The organism is Mycolicibacter icosiumassiliensis (assembly GCF_900078685.2).
Taxonomy (GTDB): Bacteria; Actinomycetota; Actinomycetes; order Mycobacteriales; family Mycobacteriaceae; genus Mycobacterium; species Mycobacterium icosiumassiliensis.
Genome location: NZ_LT546166.1, coordinates 2,794,780 through 2,817,827, shown reverse-complemented (window position 1 = coordinate 2,817,827; position 23,048 = coordinate 2,794,780). Strand labels below are relative to the sequence as shown.

At 67.6% G+C, this 23,048-nt stretch carries 24 protein-coding genes and 1 pseudogene; 3 read left to right on the top strand and 22 right to left on the bottom strand.

The features are described 5' to 3' along the window. Window positions 1-66: 66 nt before the first annotated feature. The 8 genes and pseudogenes from BN4346_RS37420 to BN4346_RS37385 form a co-directional block, all read right to left on the bottom strand. Complete coding sequence (locus BN4346_RS37420) at window positions 67-948, bottom strand: acyl-CoA thioesterase II (protein ID WP_067973456.1); 882 nt, start codon at window positions 946-948, stop codon at window positions 67-69. Next, complete coding sequence (gene pyk / locus BN4346_RS37415) at window positions 948-2,366, bottom strand: pyruvate kinase (RefSeq protein WP_067973453.1); 1,419 nt, start codon at window positions 2,364-2,366, stop codon at window positions 948-950. The genes BN4346_RS37420 and pyk overlap by 1 nt, the downstream gene beginning before the upstream one ends. A 190-nt stretch (window positions 2,367-2,556) precedes the next feature. After that, a pseudogene (gene lgt / locus BN4346_RS49950) lies at window positions 2,557-3,898 on the bottom strand (prolipoprotein diacylglyceryl transferase). Beyond that, on the bottom strand, window positions 3,895-4,668 hold the full coding sequence (gene trpA, locus BN4346_RS37405; RefSeq protein WP_067973632.1) for a tryptophan synthase subunit alpha: 774 nt from the start codon (window positions 4,666-4,668) through the stop codon (window positions 3,895-3,897). The pseudogene lgt and the gene trpA overlap by 4 nt, the downstream one beginning before the upstream one ends. A 29-nt stretch (window positions 4,669-4,697) precedes the next feature. After that, on the bottom strand, window positions 4,698-5,966 hold the full coding sequence (trpB, locus tag BN4346_RS37400) for a tryptophan synthase subunit beta (RefSeq protein WP_067973442.1): 1,269 nt from the start codon (window positions 5,964-5,966) through the stop codon (window positions 4,698-4,700). Next, the gene (gene trpC, locus BN4346_RS37395; RefSeq protein ID WP_067973441.1) at window positions 5,967-6,785 is read right to left on the bottom strand and encodes an indole-3-glycerol phosphate synthase TrpC; all 819 of its coding nucleotides are present in this window, start codon (window positions 6,783-6,785) and stop codon (window positions 5,967-5,969) included. 103 nt (window positions 6,786-6,888) lie between these two features. After that, entirely contained in the window at window positions 6,889-7,551 is a 663-nt protein-coding gene (locus tag BN4346_RS37390) for a TIGR02234 family membrane protein (protein ID WP_067973438.1), read from the bottom strand. Then, complete coding sequence (locus tag BN4346_RS37385; RefSeq protein ID WP_208863245.1) at window positions 7,544-9,085, bottom strand: anthranilate synthase component I; 1,542 nt, start codon at window positions 9,083-9,085, stop codon at window positions 7,544-7,546. The genes BN4346_RS37390 and BN4346_RS37385 overlap by 8 nt, the downstream gene beginning before the upstream one ends. A gap of 102 nt (window positions 9,086-9,187) precedes the next feature. On the opposite strand from BN4346_RS37385, the gene BN4346_RS37380 reads away from it, so the two are divergent. Beyond that, on the top strand, window positions 9,188-9,652 hold the full coding sequence (locus BN4346_RS37380) for a peroxiredoxin (protein ID WP_067973624.1): 465 nt from the start codon (window positions 9,188-9,190) through the stop codon (window positions 9,650-9,652). Between the two features lie 12 nt (window positions 9,653-9,664). Here BN4346_RS37380 and BN4346_RS37375 read toward each other — a convergent pair whose 3' ends face one another. After that, window positions 9,665-10,708, bottom strand: coding sequence for a coiled-coil domain-containing protein (locus BN4346_RS37375; protein ID WP_067973436.1), 1,044 nt, complete (start codon window positions 10,706-10,708; stop codon window positions 9,665-9,667). A 261-nt stretch (window positions 10,709-10,969) separates the two neighbouring features. Next, window positions 10,970-11,677 (bottom strand): hypothetical protein, encoded by a 708-nt coding sequence (locus BN4346_RS37370; RefSeq protein ID WP_235653644.1) that lies wholly within the window; start codon window positions 11,675-11,677, stop codon window positions 10,970-10,972. Between BN4346_RS37370 and BN4346_RS49065 the strand changes: the two genes are divergently transcribed. Next, a complete protein-coding gene (locus BN4346_RS49065) occupies window positions 11,663-12,079 on the top strand; it encodes a hypothetical protein (protein WP_235653643.1) in 417 nt (138 codons plus the stop codon). The two genes, BN4346_RS37370 and BN4346_RS49065, sit on opposite strands and share 15 nt — an antisense overlap. A gap of 21 nt (window positions 12,080-12,100) precedes the next feature. Here the strand turns inward: BN4346_RS49065 and BN4346_RS37365 are convergent, their stop codons facing one another. The 9 genes from BN4346_RS37365 to hisD are packed head-to-tail and all read right to left on the bottom strand — an operon-like array spanning window position 12,101 to window position 19,314. Further along, a complete protein-coding gene (locus BN4346_RS37365) occupies window positions 12,101-12,880 on the bottom strand; it encodes a M protein (RefSeq protein ID WP_067973430.1) in 780 nt (259 codons plus the stop codon). A gap of 36 nt (window positions 12,881-12,916) precedes the next feature. Further along, window positions 12,917-13,273, bottom strand: coding sequence for a phosphoribosyl-AMP cyclohydrolase (gene hisI, locus BN4346_RS37360; protein WP_067973428.1), 357 nt, complete (start codon window positions 13,271-13,273; stop codon window positions 12,917-12,919). Beyond that, a complete protein-coding gene (gene hisF, locus BN4346_RS37355) occupies window positions 13,270-14,055 on the bottom strand; it encodes an imidazole glycerol phosphate synthase subunit HisF (protein ID WP_067973427.1) in 786 nt (261 codons plus the stop codon). Before hisF ends, hisI begins: the two co-directional genes overlap by 4 nt. 1 nt (window position 14,056) lies before the next feature. Further along, a complete protein-coding gene (locus BN4346_RS37350; RefSeq protein ID WP_067973425.1) occupies window positions 14,057-14,872 on the bottom strand; it encodes an inositol monophosphatase family protein in 816 nt (271 codons plus the stop codon). Window positions 14,873-14,878: 6 nt separating this feature from the next. Beyond that, entirely contained in the window at window positions 14,879-15,619 is a 741-nt protein-coding gene (gene priA, locus BN4346_RS37345; protein WP_078058688.1) for a bifunctional 1-(5-phosphoribosyl)-5-((5-phosphoribosylamino)methylideneamino)imidazole-4-carboxamide isomerase/phosphoribosylanthranilate isomerase PriA, read from the bottom strand. A 20-nt stretch (window positions 15,620-15,639) separates the two neighbouring features. Continuing rightward, on the bottom strand, window positions 15,640-16,263 hold the full coding sequence (hisH, locus tag BN4346_RS37340) for an imidazole glycerol phosphate synthase subunit HisH (protein WP_067973423.1): 624 nt from the start codon (window positions 16,261-16,263) through the stop codon (window positions 15,640-15,642). After that, the gene (hisB, locus tag BN4346_RS37335) at window positions 16,260-16,868 is read right to left on the bottom strand and encodes an imidazoleglycerol-phosphate dehydratase HisB (protein ID WP_067973421.1); all 609 of its coding nucleotides are present in this window, start codon (window positions 16,866-16,868) and stop codon (window positions 16,260-16,262) included. Before hisB ends, hisH begins: the two co-directional genes overlap by 4 nt. Then, a complete protein-coding gene (locus BN4346_RS37330; protein ID WP_407695142.1) occupies window positions 16,865-17,980 on the bottom strand; it encodes a histidinol-phosphate transaminase in 1,116 nt (371 codons plus the stop codon). The genes hisB and BN4346_RS37330 overlap by 4 nt, the downstream gene beginning before the upstream one ends. 29 nt (window positions 17,981-18,009) lie before the next feature. Beyond that, the gene (gene hisD, locus BN4346_RS37325; RefSeq protein WP_067973411.1) at window positions 18,010-19,314 is read right to left on the bottom strand and encodes a histidinol dehydrogenase; all 1,305 of its coding nucleotides are present in this window, start codon (window positions 19,312-19,314) and stop codon (window positions 18,010-18,012) included. A 164-nt stretch (window positions 19,315-19,478) separates the two neighbouring features. Here hisD and BN4346_RS37320 point away from each other — a divergent pair, with 164 nt between their 5' ends. Continuing rightward, the gene (locus tag BN4346_RS37320) at window positions 19,479-19,898 is read left to right on the top strand and encodes a nitroreductase family deazaflavin-dependent oxidoreductase (protein ID WP_067973410.1); all 420 of its coding nucleotides are present in this window, start codon (window positions 19,479-19,481) and stop codon (window positions 19,896-19,898) included. Here the strand turns inward: BN4346_RS37320 and BN4346_RS37315 are convergent. From BN4346_RS37315 to BN4346_RS37305, 3 genes are all read right to left on the bottom strand, one after another. Further along, entirely contained in the window at window positions 19,882-20,628 is a 747-nt protein-coding gene (locus tag BN4346_RS37315; RefSeq protein ID WP_067973408.1) for a class I SAM-dependent methyltransferase, read from the bottom strand. The two genes, BN4346_RS37320 and BN4346_RS37315, sit on opposite strands and share 17 nt — an antisense overlap. Before the next feature lie 49 nt (window positions 20,629-20,677). Continuing rightward, window positions 20,678-21,541: a carboxylating nicotinate-nucleotide diphosphorylase gene (nadC, locus tag BN4346_RS37310; protein ID WP_067973406.1), complete on the bottom strand. Its 864-nt coding sequence runs from the start codon at window positions 21,539-21,541 to the stop codon at window positions 20,678-20,680. Continuing rightward, on the bottom strand, window positions 21,541-23,048 hold a 1,508-nt coding region (locus tag BN4346_RS37305), incomplete at its 5' end, for an L-aspartate oxidase (protein ID WP_067973394.1). The genes nadC and BN4346_RS37305, both read right to left, overlap by 1 nt.

Sequence of the window (23,048 nt, the reverse complement as noted above, 5' to 3'; positions counted from 1 at the left end):
GACTTCAAATCAGCGCCACGAGGCACCTCGCCCCTCAGGCCACTAATTCAGCAGAGTCCTAGCGGTCTAGCGCTTTTTAGAGTTCGGGAAGTACTTCAGCACGCCTTCTTGCGTGACGGTGGCCAGCAGTTGCCCGGATCGGTCGAAGAAATGTCCGGTGCCCAACCCGCGGGAATCCGCCGCCACCGGTGACGACGTCGCATACAACACCCAGTCGTCGAACCGAATCGGCCGGTGAAACCACAGCGTGTGGTTGGCGCTGGCCGCGAAGATCCGGTCGAAGCCCCAGGACAACCCATGAGTGGTGATGATCGAGTCGAGCACCGTGGTGTCCGACGAATAGACCATCATCGCGGTGTGCAGCACGGGGTCCTCGGGGATCGTCCCGTCGGCCTTGACCCAGACCCGGTTGTGACCCAGTTGGCCACCTTTGTCGCGCATTACCCAGGCCGGGTCGTTGGTGTAGCGCCACTCGATCGGGTGCGGCGCCTTGACGAAGCCCGGGACGACTTCCTCGTAACCGTTGAGCAGTTCGCGCAGCCTAGGCAGCGACTCGGGCTCGGCGACCGTGGGCGCCGCGATGCTGTGCTCCAGCCCGCTCCCCCCGGAGAGGTAGGAGACCATCGACGTAGCGATCAAGGTGTCACCCTGCAGCGCGTCGACCCGGCGGTTGGCGAACCGGCGTTCGTCGCGCAGCCGGTGCACCCGGAATTCGATGTCGCGGGCCGGATCACCACCGTTGATGAAGTGGACCGACAGCGCCCCGGGCGGCAGGTGCGCGGCCACAGTACGGCTGGCGGCGACGAACGACTGCGCCATCAGCTGGCCGCCGAAGGTGCGCAACGGTGTCTTGCTCGGGTGCGATCCGATAAAGACGTCGTCGTCGGCACTCGTGAGATCCAGTACCGCCAGCAGCTCCTCGAGATCCGTGTTCGGCTCGGCCGGCACTAGATGTCGTCCTCCCCGAGTCGGTGCACGTGGATCATGTTGGTCGAGCCCTCGGTTCCCGGCGGAGCGCCCGCGACGATCACCATCAGATCACCGCGCTCGTAACGACCCAGATCGAGCAGCGCCTTGTCCACCTGGCGGATCATCCCGTCGGTGGTGTGTGCCTGCGGAACGATGAAAGTCTCGGTCCCCCAGGTCATCGCCAACTGGCTGCGGATCTCCGGTAGCGCGGTGAAAGCCAACAACGGCAGCGGAGTGTGCAACCGGGCCAACCGACGCACGGTGTCACCCGACTGGGTGAACGCCACCAATGCCTTGGCATCCAGGCGTTCACCGATCTCGCGTGCCGCGAACGAGATCACGCCCCGCTTGGTACGCGGCACGTGCGTCAACGGCGGTGCCGCCGTGGAGTTCTGCTCCACCGCGCAGATGATCCGGCTCATGGTCCGCACGGCGTCGAGAGCGTGCTTGCCCACCGCGGTCTCCCCGGACAGCATCACCGCGTCGGCGCCGTCGAGCACCGCGTTGGCCACGTCGGACGCTTCGGCCCGGGTGGGCCGGAAGTTCTCGATCATCGACTCCAGCATCTGGGTCGCCACGATCACCGGACGTGCGTTCTCGCGTGCCACCTGGATAACACGCTTCTGCACCAGCGGCACCTCTTCGAGCGCCAGCTCCACACCCAGGTCACCGCGGGCCACCATGACCGCATCGAACGCCAAGACCACGGCCTCGAGATTCTCAATGGCCTCCGGCTTCTCCATCTTGGCGATCACCGGCACGCGACGGCCGACCCGGTCCATCACCTCGTGCACCAGTTCCACGTCCGACGGCGAGCGCACGAACGACAGCGCCACGATGTCGACGCCGAGCTTGAGCGCGAACTCCAGGTCCTCGATGTCCTTCTCCGACAGCGCCGGCGCGGAGACGTTCATGCCCGGCAGCGAAATACCCTTGTGATTGCTGACCGGACCACCCTCGGTGACCGTGCAGACCACATCGTCACCGTCGATGTGCTCCACCACCAGGCCGACCTTGCCGTCGTCGACCAGCACCCGGTCGCCCGGGGCCGCATCGGCGGCCAGCTGCTTGTAAGTGGTCGACACTCGGTCGTGGTCGCCGGGGCAGTCAGAGACGGTGATCCGCACCGTCTCGCCGTTGGCCCAGTAAACGGGTCCGTCGGCGAAACGTCCCAATCGGATCTTGGGGCCCTGCAGGTCGGCCAGCACACCGACCGCCCTGCCGGTCGCATCCGAGGCGGCCCGCACCCACTCATAGGACGCCTGGTGGTCCTTGTGCTCGCCGTGGCTGAAGTTCAGGCGGGCCACGTCCATGCCTGCGTCGACCAATGCCCGGACCATCTCCGCAGAGTGAGTCACGGGACCAAGAGTGCAGACGATCTTTCCGCGTCTATTCACGGCGCCAGCATAGTCGGGCCGGCTGAGCCGACTCCCTCAGGAACGGTTGCCGTCAACGAAAAACCGTGTGACGCACGGGTGCGGCGGGCGACCTTGCGTGTCATGCACTCGCCCACTCAGCATCCAGATCGCGTCGATGACACCCCAGCTGCAACAGTGCGGCAGTGACTTTCGACTTCGGCGAATAGGGCTACTCTGGCCCGCTGTCAGTGCTGTCAGTGCTGTCAGTCTCGTCCGTGTCGTGCGGTTTTGCTGACTCGTCGGCTTCGTCCGAATCTTCCGAATCGGCTGGGTCAGCCTCGTCTGAGTCATCTGAGTCATCTGAGTCATCTGAGTCGTCGGTGTCCGAGTCGTCCGCGGCCGTAACGTCGCCGTCCGCCTCGGGAGCAACCGCTTCGTCTTCGTCGCCGTCCGTCGCCGCTTCCGCTTCGGGTTCGGCTGCGGCCTCGGCGGACTCCTCGGGTACGGCCTGCTGGGCTACCTCTGGCTCCTCGGAACCCTCAGCATCGCCGCCGTCCTCGTCGTCCGAGTCGGCCTCGTCGTCGTCGGTGTCGGCCTCTGCCGATTCGGCTTCGCCGGTAAGTCTTTTCGGCACCCGGACCACGGAGCCGACCCCGTTGGCGACCCCGGCTGCGACCAGCTCTTTGTCGTCGGACTCTTGATGCTCTTCGTCCGACTCGGCTTCGATCTTCCCGCCCCTTGGCCGCCAGCAGGATGTACACCACCGCGCCGATGAAAACGAACGTCGACGTGAACGAGTTGACCCGGATTCCGGCGATGTGGGTCGCCGCATCGTCACGGAGCAGCTCAATACCGAACCGGCCGATGCAGTAGCCGGCGACATAGAGCGCGAACAACCGCCCGTGGCCCATCCGGAACCGTCGGTCGGCGTAGATCAGCACGAGGAACACCACGAGGTTCCACAACAATTCGTACAAGAACGTCGGTTGAACGATCTTGTAGAGCTCGCCGGTCGACACGCCGTCGAGCAGGTGCGGATCGCGGACCCCGGCGGCGTCTTCGCGCCAGAAGATCTCCAGACCCCACGGCAGCGTGGTCTCCCGCCCGTAGAGCTCCTGATTGAAGTAGTTTCCGATCCGCCCGATCGCCTGAGCCAACACGATCCCGGGCGCGACGGCGTCGCCGAACGCCGGCAGAGGGATCCCGCGGCGACGGCAGCCGATCCACGCACCGACTCCCCCGAGCGCCACCGCGCCCCAGATCCCCAGACCGCCGTCCCAGATCCGCGGCGTCGCTTCCCATCCGACGCCGCCCTCACCGAAGTAGGTCCGCCAGTCGGTCATCAAGTGGTACAGGCGACCGCCGATCAGCCCGAACGGCACCGCCCACAGCGCGATGTCATAGATGACGCCCGGCTCGCCGCCACGGGCCCGCCACCGGCGATCACCGAGCAGCAGGGCGACGACGATGCCGATGATGATGCACAGCGCGTAAGCCCGGATCGGCACCGGTCCCAGGTGCCAGACACCGCGGGCAGGGCTGGGAAAGTAAGTGAGCCAATCTAGCGTCATTGCGTTGAAACCTTTAGACGCACACCGGAAGCAAGCTCTTGCGTCAACGCCCGAAGTTCGCCCAGGCCATCGGCGAGCGCGGTGACCAGCGCCGAACCGACGATGACGCCGTCGGTATAGGCACCGATCTCGGCGGCTTGAGCGCCCGAGCGCACGCCCAGCCCCACGCCGACGGGAATGTCGGAGACCTCGCGCACCCTGGCCACCAGCTCCGGCGCGGCGTTCGACACGGTGTTGCGGGCGCCGGTCACGCCCATCGTGGAGGCGGCGTAGACGAACCCGCGGGTCGCTTTGACGGTCTCGGTCAGTCGCTGCGGCGTCGAGGACGGCGCCACCAGGAAGATCCGATCCAGCACGTGCTGTTCGGACGCGACCATCCAGTCATCTGCTTCGTCGACGATCAGATCCGGGGTGATCAGACCCAGCCCGCCGGCCGAGGCCAGGTCGCGAGCGAACGCGTCGACGCCGTAGCGCAGCACCGGGTTCCAGTAGGTCATCACCACGGCACGTCCGCCGGCCTTGGTGATGGCCTCGACCGCGGTCAGGGTGTCGCGCACCCGCACCCCGCCCTGCAGCGCGGTCTCGGTGGCGCGTGCGATCGTCGGGCCATCCATTCCCGGATCGGAATAGGGCACGCCGACTTCGATGAGGTCACAACCGGATTCGACCAGGGCGGTCAACGCGGCAATCGAGCCCGGCACGTCGGGGTACCCGGTCGGCAGATAGCCGATCAGCGCTGCGCGGCCCTCGGCTCGGCACGCGGCGAACATCGGGGCCAGCCGATCGCCGGCGTGGTCGCTCACGACGCGCCTCCCGCCTCGTCGAACAGGCCGAACCACTTGGCCGCGGTCTCCACGTCCTTGTCGCCCCGGCCGGACACGTTGACCACGATGACCTTGCCGGGCCCCAGCTCGGTCGCCAGCTTGAGCGCGCCGGCCACCGCGTGTGCCGATTCGATTGCCGGAATGATTCCCTCAGTGCGGCAGAGGATTCCGAACGCGTCCATCGCCTCGGTGTCGGTGATCGGCCGATACTCGGCGCGCCCCGTCTCACGCAGCCAGGCGTGCTCCGGACCCACCCCCGGGTAATCCAACCCGGCCGAGATCGAGTGCGACTCGATGGTCTGACCGTCGTCGTCCTGCAGCAGATAGGAGAACGAGCCCTGGAAAGCACCCGGGGATCCACCGGCGAATGTCGCGGCGTGCCGGCCGGTGTCGACGCCGTCGCCGCCAGCCTCGAACCCGATCAGCCGGACCGCGGGATCGTCGAGGAACGCGTGAAAGATACCAATAGCGTTCGACCCGCCGCCCACACACGCCACCACGGCGTCGGGCAGGCGGCCCGCCATCTGTTGGATCTGAACGCGCGTCTCCAAACCGACCACCCGCTGGAAGTCGCGCACCATGGTCGGGAACGGGTGGGGCCCGGCCGCCGTGCCGAAGCAGTAATAGGTCCGATCGGCATTGGTAACCCAGTCGCGGAAGGCCTCGTTGATGGCGTCCTTGAGGGTCTGCGAACCGGATTCGACCGAGATCACCTCGGCGCCCAGCAGCCGCATCCGGGCCACATTCAGGGCCTGACGGCGAGTGTCGACAGCACCCATGTAGATCACGCATTCCAGGCCGAGCAAGGCACAGGCCGTGGCGGTGGCGACCCCGTGTTGGCCCGCGCCGGTCTCGGCGATCACCCGGGTCTTGCCCATGTGTCGCGCCAATAGTGCCTGGCCGAGCACGTTGTTGATCTTGTGAGAACCGGTGTGGTTCAGGTCCTCTCGCTTCAAGAAGATGCGAGCGCCGCCGGCGTGCGCGGTCAGGCGCTCCGCCTCATACAGCGGTGAGGGCCGGCCGGTGTAGTGCGTCTGCAGGTCGTCCAGAGTGTCCAGGAACTCAGGGTCGTTGCGCACTTTGTCGTAGGCGGCGGTGACTTCTTCGATGACCGCCATCAGCGCTTCGGCGACGTAGCGACCTCCGTAGACACCGAAGTGCCCGCGGGCATCGGGATCATGCGCGGTCGGTTCAGCCACTCCGGCACTGGCACGCGGAAGGTTCGGGTTCGAGGTGTCTGACATTTAGCGGGCCGACTTCGGGCAGGACGGATGCTTACCCGCACTGACCAAATCGGCAACGGCCGCCCGCGGGTCGCCACTGGTGACGAGTCCCTCGCCGACCAGGACAGCGTCCGCGCCGGCACCTGCGTAGGCCAGCAGGTCCGCGGTGCCCCGCACCCCAGACTCGGCGATCTTGACCACCTCGGTGGGCAGTCCGGGCGCGATCCGCGCGAAGCAGTCGCGGTCGACCTCCAACGTGGTCAGGTCCCGTGCATTGACACCGATCACCTTGGCGCCGGCAGTCAATGCACGGTCGGCCTCTTCTTCGGTGTGCACCTCGACCAGTGCGGTCATACCGAGCGACTCGGTGCGGTCCAGCATGGACTCCAGTGCCTGTTGCTCGAGCGCCGCCACGATCAGCAGCAACATGTCTGCGCCGTGAGCGCGGGCCTCGTGAATCTGGTACGGCCGCACGATGAAGTCCTTGCGCAGCACCGGAACCGACACCGCGGCACGCACCGCGTCCAGGTCGGCCAGCGAGCCGTTGAAGCGGCGCTGCTCGGTCAGCACGCTGATCGCCCGGGCCCCGCCGTCGGCGTAGGAGCTGGCCAGCTCCGCCGGGTCGGCGATGGGCGCCAGTTGGCCCTTGGACGGGCTGGCGCGCTTCACCTCAGCGATGACCGCGATGCCGGGCTCCCGCAACGCCGCCATCACGTCGCGTGGCGCAGGCATGGCTTCGGCCGCTGCCTTGACTTCCGCGAGCGGGACGAGGGCCTCTCGGGCAGCAAGGTCGGCGCAGACTCCCTCAATGATGGAGTCGAGAACGGATGCCGAAGTCATGACTGCCGCTTCCTCTCCCGCGTCCGGTGGACCTTCGTCGAAGACCTTTATCGAAGGGTAACGACCGTCGCAGTCCGCGGTGTCACCGGCCCGTCAAGAACACCTAGCCGTCCGGGTCCGACGCGCCATCATCTGCATCCCCGGTGGGGTCACGCCCCTCGTCGAGCGCGTCCCACATCATGCGTTCCGACACCCGCGGTCCGTCCGGGTCGGCGCGCTTGCCTGCCTCGACATCACGCGCCGCCGCGCGGCGCTCCGCAGGTGCCGAATACTTGGTCACCCGGCCGGCGCTGTGTGCGGCAACGCGCATCAACAGCACCGCCGCGACCAGCACGCCCAGGGCGGCGACCAGGCTCAACACGGCGCCGGTGAGACGGCGTTCGGTGCCCAGCAGCGAGGTCAACGGAATCTCCGCGATATCCAGGGCCCGCAGGGTGATGTCGCGGGCCGCCCACATGCTGGTAGCGAGATAGCCGCACGCCAGGCTCACCCCGGCCAGCACCACCGCCAGCACCCGCAGCTGCCACCCGCGCACCGCCATCGCGGCAACCGCGGCGGCCAGGCACAGCAGCGCCAGGGGCAACAGCGCTGTCGACCAGGACGCTCCGGTGAGGGTGATCTGCTTGGGCTGGCCGAGCCCGTCGAACGAGCGGATCAGCACCCACGGCAGCCGTGCGGCGCCCCAGAGACCCCCGGCGGCCGCTACCAGCAGCAGTTGCGCCCCGCGTAGCGCGCGGGTGTCGTTGCGTTCGCGACCGTCAGCCATCGGTCCCGGGCACCGCCAAGGTCTCGGCGGCGGCGATCGCGGCCAGCACAGCCCGGGCCTTGTTGGAGGCCTCGGTGTATTCGTAGGGGCCGTTGGAGTCGGCGACCACTCCGCCACCGGCCTGGACATAGGCGCTGCCATCGCGCATCAGGGCCGTGCGGATCGCGATGGCGAAGTCGGCGTTGCCGGCAAAATCCAGGTAGCCGACGACGCCGCCATAGAGCCCGCGCCGGGTCTTCTCGACCTCCTCGATCAGCTCCATCGCGCGCACTTTGGGTGCCCCGGACAGGGTGCCTGCCGGGAAGCACGCCGTCACCGCGTCCAGCGCGGTCCGGTCCTGGGCGAGCTCGCCGGTGACGGTGGACACCAGGTGCATGACGTGGCTGTAGCGCTCGATATGGCTGTAGTCGGAGACCCGCACGGTTCCGGGAACACACACCCGGCCCAGGTCGTTGCGGCCCAGGTCGACCAGCATCAGGTGCTCGGCGAGTTCCTTGTCGTCGTTCAACAGATCCTTGGCCAGCAGCTGGTCTTCGTCCTCGGTCGCCCCGCGCCACCGGGTTCCGGCGATCGGGTGAGTGGTCGCGCGGCCATCTTGCACGGTCACCAGCGCCTCAGGGCTGGAGCCCACGATAGAAAAGGCCAGGCCCCCGCCGTCGTCGGGCACCTGCAGCAGGTACATGTACGGGCTCGGGTTGGACACCCGCAGCATCCGGTAGACATCGATGGGGTCCGCCGGCGTGGTCATCTCGAAACGCTGCGAGGGAACCACCTGAAACGCCTCGCCGGCCTCGATCTCGCCGACCAGTCGCTCGACGATCGCCCCGTACTCCTCGGGTGTGCGCTGACTGCGGTAGACCGGGTCGGGCCGGTCGAAAGTGGCGACACTGGATTCCAGCGGCTGACTCAGTGCCGCGGCCATCACATCGAGGCGGGCGATTGCGTCGTCGTAAGCCTCGTCAACGCGCTCGTCGGTGCCGTTCCAGTTCACCGCGTTGGCGATCAGCGTGATGGTGCCCTCGTGGTGGTCGACGGCGGCCATGTCGCTGGCCAGCAGCAGCAGCATGTCGGGCAGCTGCAAATCGTCGACGGCCAGCTCGGGCAGCCGCTCCAGGCGGCGCACCAGGTCGTAGGTGAAGAATCCCACCAGGCCGCTCGACAGCGGTGGCAGCCCGGGGATGGCGGCCGTCTCCAGCAACGTCAGCGTCTGGCGCAGAGCCTGCAACGGGTCACCGCCGGTGGGTGCATCCTGCGGTGCAGCGCCCAGCCACACCGCTTCGCCGTTCCGCACTGTCAGCGCCGAGGTCGTGCCTGCTCCGATGAATGACCACCGCGACCACGACCGACCGTTTTCGGCCGACTCCAGCAGGAAGGTGCCGGGGCGGTTGGCGGCGAGCTTGCGGTATGCCGACAGCGGCGTTTCGGCATCCGCCAGCACCTTGCGGGTTACCGGGACCACGCGGTGCTCGGCCGCCAGTGCCCGGAAGTCTGCCCGGGATGTGACACCGGCGCTAGAAGTGCTCGTGATTTGCACGCGCCCATCTTCCCAGACCCCGGCGATCGCAAGCGCGGCGGAGCCGGGCGGGCCCACCACTATCGCCGCCGCCGCACTTGCACCCGGGGTAGCGTGGCCGCCATGAAAACCGGTGACACCGTGGCCGACTTCGAACTCCCCGACCAGACCGGGGCGCGGCGCAAACTAAGCGACTTGCTGGCCGACGGGCCGGTGGTGCTGTTCTTCTACCCGGCTGCCATGACGCCGGGGTGTACTAAGGAAGCCTGTCACTTCCGCGATCTGGCCGGCGAGTTTGCCGCCGTCGGGGCTACCCGGGTCGGCATCAGCGCCGATGCGGTGGCCAAGCAGGCCAAGTTCGCCGACGAGCAGGGCTTCGACTACCCCCTGCTGTCCGACACCGACGGCGCGGTGGCCAGCCAGTTCGGCGTTAAGCGCGGCATGCTGGGCAAGCTCATCCCGGTGAAACGCACCACGTTCGTCATCGACACCGACCGCACCGTGTTGGACGTGATCGCCAGCGAATTCTCGATGGACACCCACGCCGACAAGGCGCTGGAGGTGTTGCGGGCGCGCTCGTCGGCCTAGCGGTAAGAGGTCCTAACCGGCGTCCTGCTCCGCTGGGGGCACTTCGGCGACCTCAGCGGCGGGCGCGTCGGGCAGATCGGGGATTTGGCGGTTCTCGCCGACGGTGGTGTCGATCCAGTTCCTGATCTCGCTGAGGTGGGTGACGATCCCGGCACGCTCACGCTTCAGCAGATCCACTTCGGCCAGTGTGCGCTCGGTGATCACCTTGGCTTCGCGCTTGGTGCCGGCGATCAATGAGGAGGCCTCCAGGCGGGCCTCCTTGTCGAGCTTGGCGATGTTGGCCTCGGCCTGCTCCCACGCCGCCTTCATCTTCTCGTCCAGGCGGTGCTGGGCCTCCCGGCGATTGCGTTCGTCCTCTTCCCAGGCCAGTTTGATCTGTTCGTCGAGGGATTCCTGGGCCGCCCGGCGATTGCGTTCGTCCTCTTCGGCCAGGCGCTGGTACAACTCGCGCCGGCTGCGTTCGGCCTCCTCGATCTCCCGGGCGATCCGGCTGCGCTCCTCGTGCGCGATTTGCAGAATCTGCTCGGCCTCCTGGGTCGCGGCCTCGAGGATCTTCGTCCGGCGGGCGTTGGTGGACGCCTGGAACTCGGCGAGCGCCTCACTGGCGGCGGCCCGGTCGTGTTTGGCGGCTTCCAACTGCTCGCGTAGTTCTCCGGTCAGCGCCTCGGCGTCCTGGCGGGCCAGTTCTTTGGTGCGCCGAGCCTCCTCGGAGGCAATGCGCATCATCCGTGCAATCCGGTCGGACATGCCCTCGACGGAGTCCACCGGCCCGGTGACCTGCTCGAACTGCGAGCGCAGTTGGGCCAGCTCGGCGGTGAGACGTTGGCGCTCCGAATCCGCTTCGGCGGTCATCCGCACCACGTCGTTCTGCAGCCGGGTGACCTCGGCGACGAGCTGTTCGCGGTCAATGAGCGTCTGCGACTTGGTCGCTTCGAGGGATTTGCTGCGGTCCTGCAGAATATCGATTTCGTGGTGCAGACGTGCGATGTAGTCGGAGACCTCATTGCGATCGAAACCGCGCATCTGCGTTTCGAATTCGGGAATCTCTAGTGCCACCGGCGTACTCCTAAGCACCTGACAGGTTCGGTCTTCGGTGCGATGGGCAACCAGCGTTCACCCGAGTTAGCTTGTGCGCGAGGCCAAATGGGCACGCTGGCTCCAGTCGCCATCGACGGAGCGTATCAGACCTCCAAGTGCATGTCATCGGCCTCGCAGTGGCCAAAAGCTCCTTAGCCGGACGATCTTCGCGAAACGAGGACTCATTTGCCGGCCGAACGGATTGGCGGTTGCCCACGCTATGGCAGCGTCACGGGTCGCCTAACGGGTATTGATCCAGTTCTTGATCAGTTTGAGGTCGGCGACCAGTTCGGTGCGCTCCTGGTTCAGCAGATCCACTTCTGCTTGAGCATGTTCGCTGATCACTTTGACCTCGTGCTGAGCGGCGGCAACCAGTGTCGTGGCTTCCCAATGCGCCTCCGTGTCAAGCTTGGCGATGGCGGCCTCGGTGTGCTCCCACGCCGCTTTCAACTGCTGGTCCAGTCGACGTTGCGCCTCAGCGCGGTGACGCTCGTCTTCCTCCCAGGCCAGCTTCAATTGCTCGTCGAGCGTCTCGTGCGCTGCCAGGCGATGGCGTTCTTCCTCTTCGGCCAGACGCTCGTAGACCGCGCGGCGGGTGCGCTCGGCCTCTTCGGTCTCCTCGATGATGCGGTCGCGTTCCTCGTGCGCCAGCCGGAGAATCTCTTGGGCCTGTGCCGTCGCGATCTCCAGGATTTTTGTCCGGCGCGCGTTCGCGGAGGCCTGCAATTCGGCCAGCTCCGCGGCGGCGGCCGCCCGGTCGGATCTGGCGGCCATCAACTGCTTGCGCAGGTCCCCGCTCAGCGATTCGGCCTCATGGTGGGCCAGTTCCTTGGTGCGCCGAGCCTCCTCGGATGCGATACGCATCATCCGAGCGATGCGATCGGACATCCCTTCAACGGTGTCGACCGGCGCGGTGATCTGTTCGAACTGGTTGTGCAACTGCGTCATTTCGGCGATGAGTTCCCGACGCTTTGCTTCGGCGTCAGCGGTCCGCTGCGCGAGCTCATTCTGCAGCCGCATGACCTCGGCGGTGAGTCGTTCGCAGTCGGACCGAGCCTGACCCCTGGCCATATCGAGGGATTTAGTGCGGTCGCGCAGAATTTCGACTTTATGGTGGAGGCGCCCGAGGTAATCAGCGACGTCATCGCGATCGAAACCGCGAAGCTGAGTTTCGAATTCAGGAATATTCAGCATCGGCGACTGACCCCTTCTCCCGACAAGACCTGGTCGTCTGCCGGGCGCTACCCGGCTTCTGGCCGAACAAAATCGCTGATGAAAGCAAGTCGGCTATTGCACGAAAGCCGCCGCGCGACGAATCGTAGCAGACGTGGGTGGTCGTGTCACCGATGAATCAAATAACCGCGCAGCGTTTCAGTGTGGGCGATTTTCGCGGAACCAGGTTTCTCTGGCAGACAAAGCAGATTCGCGATCCGCGTGAACCGAAGCATTCCCGTGAGTTCCGGCGTTAACTTGACTCGCGCGATTAACTTGACCGGTTGAGCGCTCTATCTGGCCGACGATTTTCGCCCGCGCATCGATGAGTTCGGCCAAGCGTCGTTGCGCGTCGGCCACGTGGCTGGTGATCGCCTGGTTCATCTCGGTCAAGATCGCCGAGGCGTGACTCTCGGCTTCCTTCATGATCTCGGCCGCACTCAACACAGCCTGTCGTCGCAGATGTGAGGCTTGCGCCCGCAGGTGCTTGTGCTGAGTTTCCAGCTCGGCCCGCAACTCAGCCGCCTCCCGGCGCTGCGCCTCGGCGTCAGCGAGAATCGCCGCGGCCTCGTTCTCGGCAGCGGCGCGCAGTTCGTCCGCGAACTGCTGCGCCTCCGCGCGAATACCGTCTGCTTCTGCAACCGCTCCGTTGAGGATTCCGGACAGTCGGTCACTTAGATCGACAATGTCGCCCGGAATCGCGGAAGCCAACTCATTGAACTTTGCCGATGCGGACTCCAGATTTGCTTGCGATTCACTTAGCTGGTTTGTCAGCGCGACAATCCGTGATCCGTCACGGGGCATGTGCGCCTCGATGTCGCTGACGGTGCCTTGCGCATAGTGTGAGTCAATCTGGAGCGACAGGCGCTCCAACTCCAAACCCCTGGGGCGCTGTTCGTGCTCCAACTGGTACCAGTCATCAGGCTCGTCGGAGTTCACAATCGGCCAGCATACCGCTCCGCCGCTATCAGCGAATCAATCTGCGGGACCGAGCAACACGTCCGCGTCGAAACAGCTGTGATCACCGGTATGGCAGGCACCGCCGGTCTGATCGACCGTCAGCAGCACCGTGTCGCCGTCGCAGTCCAGCCGTATCGAATGCACATACTGGGTGTGGCCGGAGGTCGCGCCCTTAATCCACTGTTCATTGCGCGATCGCGAAAAATACGTCGCTTCACGGGTTGCCAGGGTGCGGGCCAGGGCGTCGTCGTCCATCCAGGCAACCATCAGCACGTCGCCGCTGCCCCGCTCCTGTACCACCGCGGAAATCAGCCCCTCGGCGTTGCGCTTGAGCCGGGCCGCGATCGCCGGATCCAGCTGGTTTGTCGTCATCGAACCACGATCCCCTCGGCGGCCATCGCGGCCTTGACCTGGCCGATGGTCAGTTCCCGGAAGTGAAACACGCTGGCGGCCAGGACCGCATCGGCGCCCGCGGCGACCGCCGGGGCGAAGTGCTCGGCAGTACCGGCTCCGCCACTGGCGATCACCGGCACGCTCACCGCGGCCCGAACTGCGCGCAGCATCGACAGATCGAATCCGGCCTTGGTGCCGTCGGCATCCATCGAGTTCAGCAGGATCTCCCCCACGCCGAGCTCCACACCGCGGATGGCCCATTCGACCGCGTCGATACCGGTGCCCCGCCGGCCGCCGTGGGTGGTCACTTCCCATCCCGAGGCGGTGGGCGGCGAGCCGGCCGGGACGGTACGGGCGTCGACCGACAACACGATGCACTGGGAGCCGAATTGGCGCGATAGCTCCGCCAACAGTTCCGGGCGGGCGATCGCCGCGGTGTTCACCGACACCTTGTCCGCGCCGGCCCGCAGCAACACGTCGACGTCGGCAACGGTGCGCACTCCGCCGCCGACAGTGAGCGGGATGAACACCTGATCGGCGGTGCGCGCGACGACCTCGAGCATGGTGGCCCGGCCCGACGACGACGCCGTCACGTCGAGAAAGGTCAGCTCGTCGGCGCCCTCGGCGTCATAAGCGGCGGCCAGCTCGACCGGGTCGCCGGCATCACGCAGGTTCGCGAAGTTGACGCCCTTGACGACTCGGCCGCCGTCGACGTCCAGACACGGAATGACCCGTACCGCCACATCACTGCGTTTCTGCATGTCAGTAGTCCCCCGGTGCGCCGACTCGCTTGAGGATGTCGAGAATCTGATCGTGTACGCCCGGTGCTGCGACCAGCGCCGAGTCCGAGTGGGCCGTCCACGGTGCGCCGGCCAGGTCGGTGACGATGCCGCCGGCCGCCCGCACCATGGCCACACCGGCCGCGTGGTCCCAGATGTGGTCGCCGAAACTGATCGCACCGCCGAGGGTTCCATCGGCGACGTAGGCCAGATCGATTCCGGTGGCGCCGTGCATCCGCGTCCGTGAGGTCACCCGGGTCAGGCCTTCGAGCACAGCGAGCCGGTAGCGGCCGGGGAACCGGCCCCGCCACTCCACGTTGAAGGTGCCGATGCCGACCAACGAGTCGGCCAAGTCGACGGGTTTCAGTTGCGGCTGCGCCACCCCGTTGCGGATCAGCGGTCCGCCGGCGACCGCGGTGTAGCGCTGGTCGGCGAACGGCAGCCAGGTCAGTCCCGCGACCGGCTCACCGTCGCGCAGCAGTCCCAGCAAGATCGCGGACATCGGTGATCCGGCGGCGTAGTTGAAAGTCCCGTCGATGGGATCGAGCACCCACACCAGCGGCGAATCGATCGGCGGCCCGCCGAATTCCTCGCCGTGCACCGCGATTCCGGTTGCCGTTACCAATGCCTCGGTGATCTGCCGTTCCAAGGCCAGGTCGACTTCGGTGGCGAAGTCGTTGGCGCCCTTGCGAACTGCCGAGTCGGCGCGGTGGCCGGCGAGGAAAGGCTCGGCGGCGACATCGAGGATCTCCGACGCCGCTGCGACCAGCGCGTCCAGATCCGCGGTGTCCAGCGCCATGTCGGCCTACTCCTGCACCGTGGACAGCGCCTCGGGCAGAGTGAAGCGGCCTGCGTAGAGGGCCTTGCCGACGATGGCGCCCTCGACGCCGCGGCCGACCAGTGTGGCGATCGCCCGCAGGTCATCCAGGCTCGACACTCCCCCGGAAGCGATCACCGGAGCGTCGGTGCGGTCAGCGACTGCGCCGAGCAGCTCCAGGTTGGGGCCGCCCAGCGTGCCGTCCTTGGTCACGTCGGTGACCACGTAGCGTGAACAGCCTTCTCGGTCAAGACGTTCCAGCACCGGCCACAGGTCACCACCGTCAGTCTCCCAACCGCGGCCCCGCAGACGGTGGATGCCGTCGGGGTGATTGGGGTCGATCTGCACGTCCAGCCCGACCGCGACCTTCTCGCCGTGCTCGGCGATCGCCCGCGCGCACCACTGCGGGTTCTCCAAGGCCGCGGTGCCCAGGTTCACCCGGGCGCAGCCGGTGGCCAGCGCCGCCGCCAGCGTCTCGTCGTCGCGGATGCCACCGGACAGTTCGACCTTTACGTCCAGGCGCCCAACAACATCAGCAAGCAGCTCGCGGTTCGATCCGCGCCCGAACGCGGCATCCAGATCGACCAGGTGGATCCATTCCGCGCCGTCGCGCTGCCAGCCCAATGCGGCGTCCAGCGCCGAACCGTATTCGGTCTCGCTGCCGGCCTTGCCCTGCACCAGCCGTACCGCACGGCCGTCGACCACATCGACGGCCGGCAACAGAACCAGTGCCTTGTTCACAGCAGTACTCACAGTGCCTCCACCCAGTTGCTCAACAGTGTCGCCCCGGCATCCCCACTCTTTTCGGGGTGAAACTGGGTGGCGGCCAACGGCCCATCCTCGACAGCCGCCAGGAACGGTACCTGATGGGTCGCCCAGGTCACCAAAGCCTCCGGACGCCCCTCCCACCGCTGCGCGGCATAGGAGTGCACGAAGTAGAACCGGGTGTCGGCGTCCAGACCGGCGAACAGGGTGCTGCCGGGCGCGGCGTCGACGACGTTCCAGCCCATGTGGGGTATCACCGGGGCGTCCAGCCGGGTGACGGCACCCGGCCACTGACCGCAGCCGGTGGTGTCCACCCCGAACTCGACTCCGTGCGCGAACAGGATCTGCATCCCGACGCACACTCCCAGTACCGGGCGACCGGCCTGTACTCGTTCGGCGATGATCTTGTCGCCGTTAACCTTGCGCAGCCCGGCCATGCACGCCGCGTACGCCCCGACGCCCGGCACCAGCAGGCCGTCGGCATCGGCGGCGGCATCGGCGTCGGCGGTCACCTCGACCTCGGCGCCGACCCGTTGCAGGGCCCGTTGAGCGGAGCGCAGATTCCCGGAACCGTAGTCCAGGACCACCACCCTGGGCGAGCTGCTCACAGGGCTCCCTTGGTGGACGGCACGCCGGTCACCCGGGGGTCGGGCTCCACGGCCTGGCGCAGTGCACGCGCGACCGCCTTGTACTGGGCCTCGGTGATGTGGTGCGGATCGCGGCCGTAGAGCACCCGCACGTGCAGTGCGATCCGCGCGTTCGACGCCAGCGTCTCGAACACGTGCCGGTTGATCACCGTGTGATAGGGCGCCTGCGTTCCCGCAATCGTGGTGTGCATCATGTGATCCGGTTCCCCGGTGTGCACGCAGTAGGGCCGCCCCGACACGTCGACGGCAGCGTGGGCCAGTGTCTCGTCCATCGGGATGAACGCATCGCCGAAGCGGCGGATGCCCTTCTTGTCGCCGAGCGCCTCGCCCAGCGCCTGTCCGAGCACGATCGCGGTGTCCTCGACGGTGTGGTGGGCCTCGATCTCCACGTCACCGCGGGCGCGCACCGTCAGATCGAAGCTGGCGTGACTGCCCAGTGCGGTCAGCATGTGATCGAAGAACGGCACGCCGGTGTCGATGTCAACGATGCCGGTGCCGTCCAGGTCGAGTTCGACCGTGATGTCGGATTCGCGGGTGGCACGTTCCACCCGGGCGCGACGGGTCATGATGCTCCTAAAGACGGTTGGGCGAGTTCGGTGGCCACAAGCTGTTTGCTGGCGGCGAGCAGTGCGTCGTTCTCTTCCGGAAGTCCGGTGGTGGCCCGCAGGTAGCCGGGGATGCCGACGTCGCGGATGAGGATGCCGGCGTCCAGGTAGCGCTGCCAGGTTGCGGGCGCGTCGGCGAAGTGGCCGAACAGCACGAAGTTGGCGTCGCTGGGAATGACCCGAAACCCCATGGCGGACAGCTCGGCTGAGACTCGGTCCCGTTCGGCGATCAACTGTGCCACGCTGCCCAAGGTGTCGTCGGCGTGGCGGAGCGCGGCGCGGGCGGCCGCCTGGGTGACCACCGACAGGTGATAAGGAAGGCGCACCAGCAGCATCGCGTCGATCACCGCCGGGGCCGCGATCAGGTAGCCGAGCCGGCCGCCGGCGAATGCGAACGCCTTGCTCATGGTGCGGCTGACGATCAGCTTCGCCGGATAGTCGTCGATCAGCGCGATCGCGCTGGGCTGTGACGAGAATTCGCCGTAGGCCTCGTCGACGATCACGATCCCCGGCGCCGCGTCGAGCAGGCTCCGCAGGTCGTTGAGCGAGATGCTCTGCCCGGACGGGTTGTTCGGGGACGCGACGAACACCACGTCGGGGTGGTGCTCGGCGATGGCGGCACCGGCCACATCGACGTCCAGGCCGAAGTCGGAGGTCCGGTTGGCGGCCAACCACCGTGTCTGGGTGCCGTCGGAGATGATCGGGTGCATCGAGTACGACGGAACGAATCCGATGGCGCTGCGGCCCGGGCCGCCGAATGCCTGCAGCAACTGTTGCAGGATCTCGTTGGAACCGTTGGCCGCCCACACATTGTCCGGCCCCACTTCGATGCCGGTCTGTGCGGTCAGATAGGCGGCCAGGTCGGTGCGCAGCGCCACCGCATCGCGATCGGGATAGCGGTGCAGCTCAGCCGCGGCCTCGCGCACCGAGCGCGCCACATCGTCGATGAGCGCAGCGCTCGGCGGGTGCGGATTCTCGTTGGTGTTGAGCCGCACCGGAACCTCCAGTTGCGGTGCGCCATAGGGCGACTTGCCGCGCAGGTCCTCGCGCAGCGGCAGATCCGCCAAGGTGATCCCCGCGCCCGGTCGGGCCGGTGTGCCGCTCACTGCTCGAACCTCCGTCGTACCGCTTCACCGTGTGCGGGCAGATCTTCGGCGGTGGCTAGCGCGATCACGTGTCCACTGACATCTTTGAGTGCGGCCTCGGTGTAGTCGACGACGTGGATGCCGCGCAGGAAGGTCTGTACCGACAGTCCACTGGAGTGCCGCGCACTGCCCGCGGTGGGCAGCACGTGATTGGAGCCGGCGCAGTAGTCGCCGAGACTGACCGGCGCGTACGGTCCGACGAAAATCGCACCGGCCGAACGGATTCGGCTCGCCACGGCGGCGGGGTCGGCGGTCTGGATCTCGAGGTGCTCGGCGGCGTAGGCGTTGACCACCCGGATACCGGCGTCCAGGTCGTCGACCAGAACGATCGCCGACTGCGGTCCCGACAGCGCCGCGGTCACCCGCTCGCGGTGCACGGTGGTCTGCAGCTGAGCGACCACCTCGCGGTCGGTGGCATCGGCCAACTCCGCGCTGGTGGTGACCAGCACGCTGGCGGCCATTTCGTCATGCTCGGCCTGACTGATCAGGTCCGCGGCCAGGTGTGCCGGGTGCGCGGTGTTGTCGGCCAGGATGGCGATCTCGGTGGGCCCGGCTTCGGCGTCGATTCCCACCTGCGAACGGCACAACCGCTTGGCGGCGGTGACGTAGATGTTGCCCGGGCCGGTGACCATGTCGACCGGCGCCAGCTCGCCCCCATCGGTGTCGGTGCCGCCGTAGGCCAGCAACGCCACCGCCTGCGCACCGCCGACCGCCCAGACCTCGTCGACACCGAGCAACCTTGCCGCGGCCAGGATGGTGGGGTGCGGCAGACCATCAAAGGCGACCTGGGGCGGGCTGGCGATCACCAGCGACTCGACGCCGGCGATCTGGGCCGGGACGACGTTCATCACCACGCTGGACGGGTAGACCGCGTTGCCGCCCGGCACATACAGGCCCACCCGCTCGACCGGAAGCCAGCGTTCGGTGACGGTGGCCCCTGGGGCCAGTGTGGTGGTGGTGTCGGTGCGCCGCTGATCGGCGTGGACCGCACGGGCGCGGCTGATCGCCACTTCCAGGGCGGCACGTACGGCGGGGTTCAATTCGGCCAGCGCGCGTTCCAGTGCCGCAGCCGGCACCCGGATCGTGTCCGGCCGTACTCGGTCGAACGATTCGCCCGCCTCGAGGATCGGGCGCACCCGCGGCAGCACCGCCTCCACGTCCACCCCGCCGCGGGGCAGGACGGCGCGCAATCGGGCCCGAGAGAGATCAGCGGTGCCGCGCAGGTCGATGCGTGCCATCAGGCCGGTGTTCACGCCGTCCATTGTCCCAGAGGGCCTCAAGTCAATTTGACTTCCTCCCCACGGCTGTAGCCGGGGGTCCGCCGCGCTACCTACTTTCCGCTCGCAGCGCCGGACGACCCGCCTATCCAGCACTCGCGGCTAGGCTGGTGCGCAACTGTGACGTTCCCCCGACGAACGGAGTTGCCATGGCCACCGACAAGGGTGCCGCCGACCCGTCCACGCTGCCCGCGGTATTCCCGGCGTGGGTGGATCGCCTGCAGATCAAGTACGTGAACCCAGTGGTCAAGCCGCTGTCCAAGTACATTCCGGGCACGTCGGTGATCACTCATCGGGGCCGGAAGTCCGGCAAGCCGTACCAGACGGTGGTGACCTCATACCGCAAGGGCGGCATGCTGGCGATCGCGCTCGGCCACGGCAAGACCGACTGGGTCAAGAACGTAATCGCCGCAGGCGAGGCCGATATTCGGCTGTCCCGCAGTGAACTGCACCTGGTCAATCCGCGGATCCTGCCGGCCGGCTCGGGTGACGCCTCGCTGCCGTTCCTGCTGCGGGTACAGAACCGCAAGGTGGCGGTGCTCGTCACCGATATCAGGGCAGATCGGTGACGACCAGACGGTATCCGAGATCGAGGTCCGACTCGCCCAAGAGATCTTCATGCCGGGTCGCCCACGCCCCGGACTTCAGATCGTGACGGAGTTTCGTCAGGCCCGGCCGCAGCGCGGATTTAGACGTCAGGGCCAGCATCGACATGCCGGCTTGCACGACCGGATCAAGATAGGCGTCCGGTCGACGCCAGTAGGCACCACCGAACCCGTCGGTGCAGTCATGTGGGACTGGAACCGGGCGGATGCTGGCCTCGGCAGGCAGTAGGGACTGCAGACGGTCGAGGGAGACCGCAAGCCTCGCATCTGTCTCGCCTGCGGCCGGCAGATAGTCGCGTAGCAGCCAGAAGTTCTGGAAGGCGCTGTGGTCCCAGGTGAAGATCACCACGCGTCGGCGAGCAATCCGGACCAGCTCGGAGATACCCCGACCAAGGTCACTCCAGTGGTGAATGGTCAGGATGGCGAGTGCGGCATCGACCGAGTGACTCCTGAGCGGCAAGTGCTCCGCAACGGCTCGGACCGCCGGCGCAGCTCGGGCTGGCCGCTGGCTGATCATCAGGTGGCTGGGTTCGACGGCGACCACCGTTTGTGCTGGCTCGTACGAGCCGGCACCGGCACCGATGTTGGCGATTGAACCCATCTCGTCAACGGCATCGTTGATCGCCGTGAAAATTCGCGGATCCGGTCGCCTCGCCCGGGAGTAACGCTGCCCGATCACGTCGTATCGGGTCATCTCACTACCTCGCTGCGGTCTGCCTATTCGGGAACGCTAGTCGAAACGGCTACATGTCCAGGCCGATGTCGAGCACCTGCACCGAATGGGTGAGGCCTCCCACGGCCAGGTAGTCGACTCCGGTGGCGGCGTAGGCGCCCGCGCAGTCCAGGGTGAGCCCACCGGATGACTCCAGCAGGACCCCGGGGGCGCGGGAGTCGCGGCGCTGCACCGCCATCTGGGTCTGCCAGACCTCGAAGTTGTCCAGCAGCACCAGCTCGGGCCCCTCGGCGAGCACCTCGTCGAACTGCTCGAGCGAATCCACCTCGACCTCGCAGGGCACGTCGGGCGCTGCCGCCCGGACCGCCCGCAGTGCCGCAGCCACCGAACCCGCCGCGGCCACATGGTTGTCCTTGATCAGGGCGGCGTCGCCCAGACCCATCCGGTGATTCACCCCACCGCCGACGCGTACCGCGTATTTCTGCAGCACCCGCAGGCCGGGCAGCGTCTTGCGGGTGTCGCGGATGCGCGCCGACGTGCCGGCGATTCCGTTGATGGCATCGACCCAGGCCGCGGTGGCCGTTGCGATCCCGGACAGATGGCAGACCAGGTTGAGCATGGTGCGTTCGGCGGTCAGCAGGCCTCGGGTGTCGGCCTTGAGAGTCAGTACCGGTGCGCCGGCCGGAAGCCGGGCGCCGTCGGCGACCCTGTCCAACACCCGGTAGCCGTCGGCTCCGAGGACCTCGTCGAGTACCAGGAGGGCCAGGTCGACCCCGGCGATCACCCCGGGCACCCGGGTGACCATGGCCGCTTCGGCCGTCACGCCGGCCGGGACCGTCGCTGCGGTGGTGACATCGGGCCCGTAGCGTAGATCCTCATCCAGCGCGCGGGCGATGACCTGGCGCGCCTCGTCCAGTTCGGTCTCGGACAGCATCACGATGCGACTCCCGCGGGTGTCTCGAGCGCGACAACCCCGTCGCGCAGCCGGATGGTGGAACTGCGGGCCTGCCCGGGATCGGCGGCCGGGTAGTCAGCGCGATGGTGGCAGCCCCGGCTTTCGGTGCGGGCCGACGCCGCCGCCGTGACCACCCGGGCGGCCAAGGTCAGTGCGGCGTCCTCGACGCCGGCCCGGTCGGCGACCTGGCGCGCACCGGCGCCGGCCAGCAGCTCCTGCAGCCGGGCAAGCCCCTGCGCGTCGCGGACCACCGACGCCTCGCGTGACATCGCGTCCTGCAAGCACTGCCGGTCCAGGGCCGCGCGTCGAGCAGGCTCGGGTACCGCGGCGTCCGCTCGACCCACTGACGCCGAGTGGGCCGCGGCCGCGGTGCCCGCGCGGTCACCGACCACCAGGCCCTCCAGCAGGCTGTTGGACGCCAACCGGTTGGCGCCGTGCATCCCGGTTCGGCCCACCTCGCCCGCGGCGAACAGGCCGGGCAACTCGGTGCGGCCGGTGACGTCGGTGACCACGCCGCCACAGCTGTAATGCGCGCCCGGAACCACCGGAATCGGTTGGCGAACCGGGTCGATACCGGCTTGTAGGCAGGCCGCGGTGACGGTCGGGAAGCGCTCTGCGAAACCGTCGATCCCCCGCGCGTCGAGATACGCGCACTCATCGCCGGTTTCGCGCAGGCGCGCATCGATCGCCCCCGCCACCACGTCGCGAGGTGCCAGATCTCCCATCGGGTGCACACCTTCGGTGATCGATGCGCCGCGGGCGTCGATCAGCTTGGCGCCTTCTCCGCGCACCGCCTCGGTGATCAGCGGCCTGCGCCCACCGGTAGCGCGGCCGTTGCCGGCTCCCGAGAACAGCATCGTCGGATGGAATTGGATGAATTCCAGGTCGCTTACCGCGACGCCGGCCCAGAGCGCCAGGGCCACCCCGTCGCCGGTTGCGCCGCCGGGATTGGTGGTTGCCCGGTATAGGTGGCCCAGACCTCCGGTGGCCAGCACCACCGCCGGGGCGTGGATCACGCCGATTCCGTCGGCATTGGCCACCAGCACGCCGGTGACGCGGTCGGCGTCGCGCAGGATCTGCAGCACCACCTGACCGCAGCGAATATCGAGCGAGGCCGCGGCCTGGTCCAGGGCACGTTGCACCTCGGCCCCGGTGGCGTCGCCGCCGGCATGAATGATGCGGCGCCGGGAGTGCCCGCCTTCGCGGGTGAGCGCCCAGTTCCCATCCGAACCCTGGTCGAACACCGCACCCGCGCCGGCAAGATCGGAGACCGCGCGATAGCCGTCGGCCACGATCGAGGTCACCGCGTCGCGGTCGCACAAACCGCCACCGGCGGCCAGGGTGTCGGCCACGTGGGCCGCCACCGAATCGTCATTGCCCGGCAGCACCACCGCGATCCCGCCCTGGGCGTAGTGCGTCGCCGTTGCCGCCGAGCCCGCGGCGGATTTGCTGAGTACGACGACGTCGCGTCCGGCGCGGTGCGCGG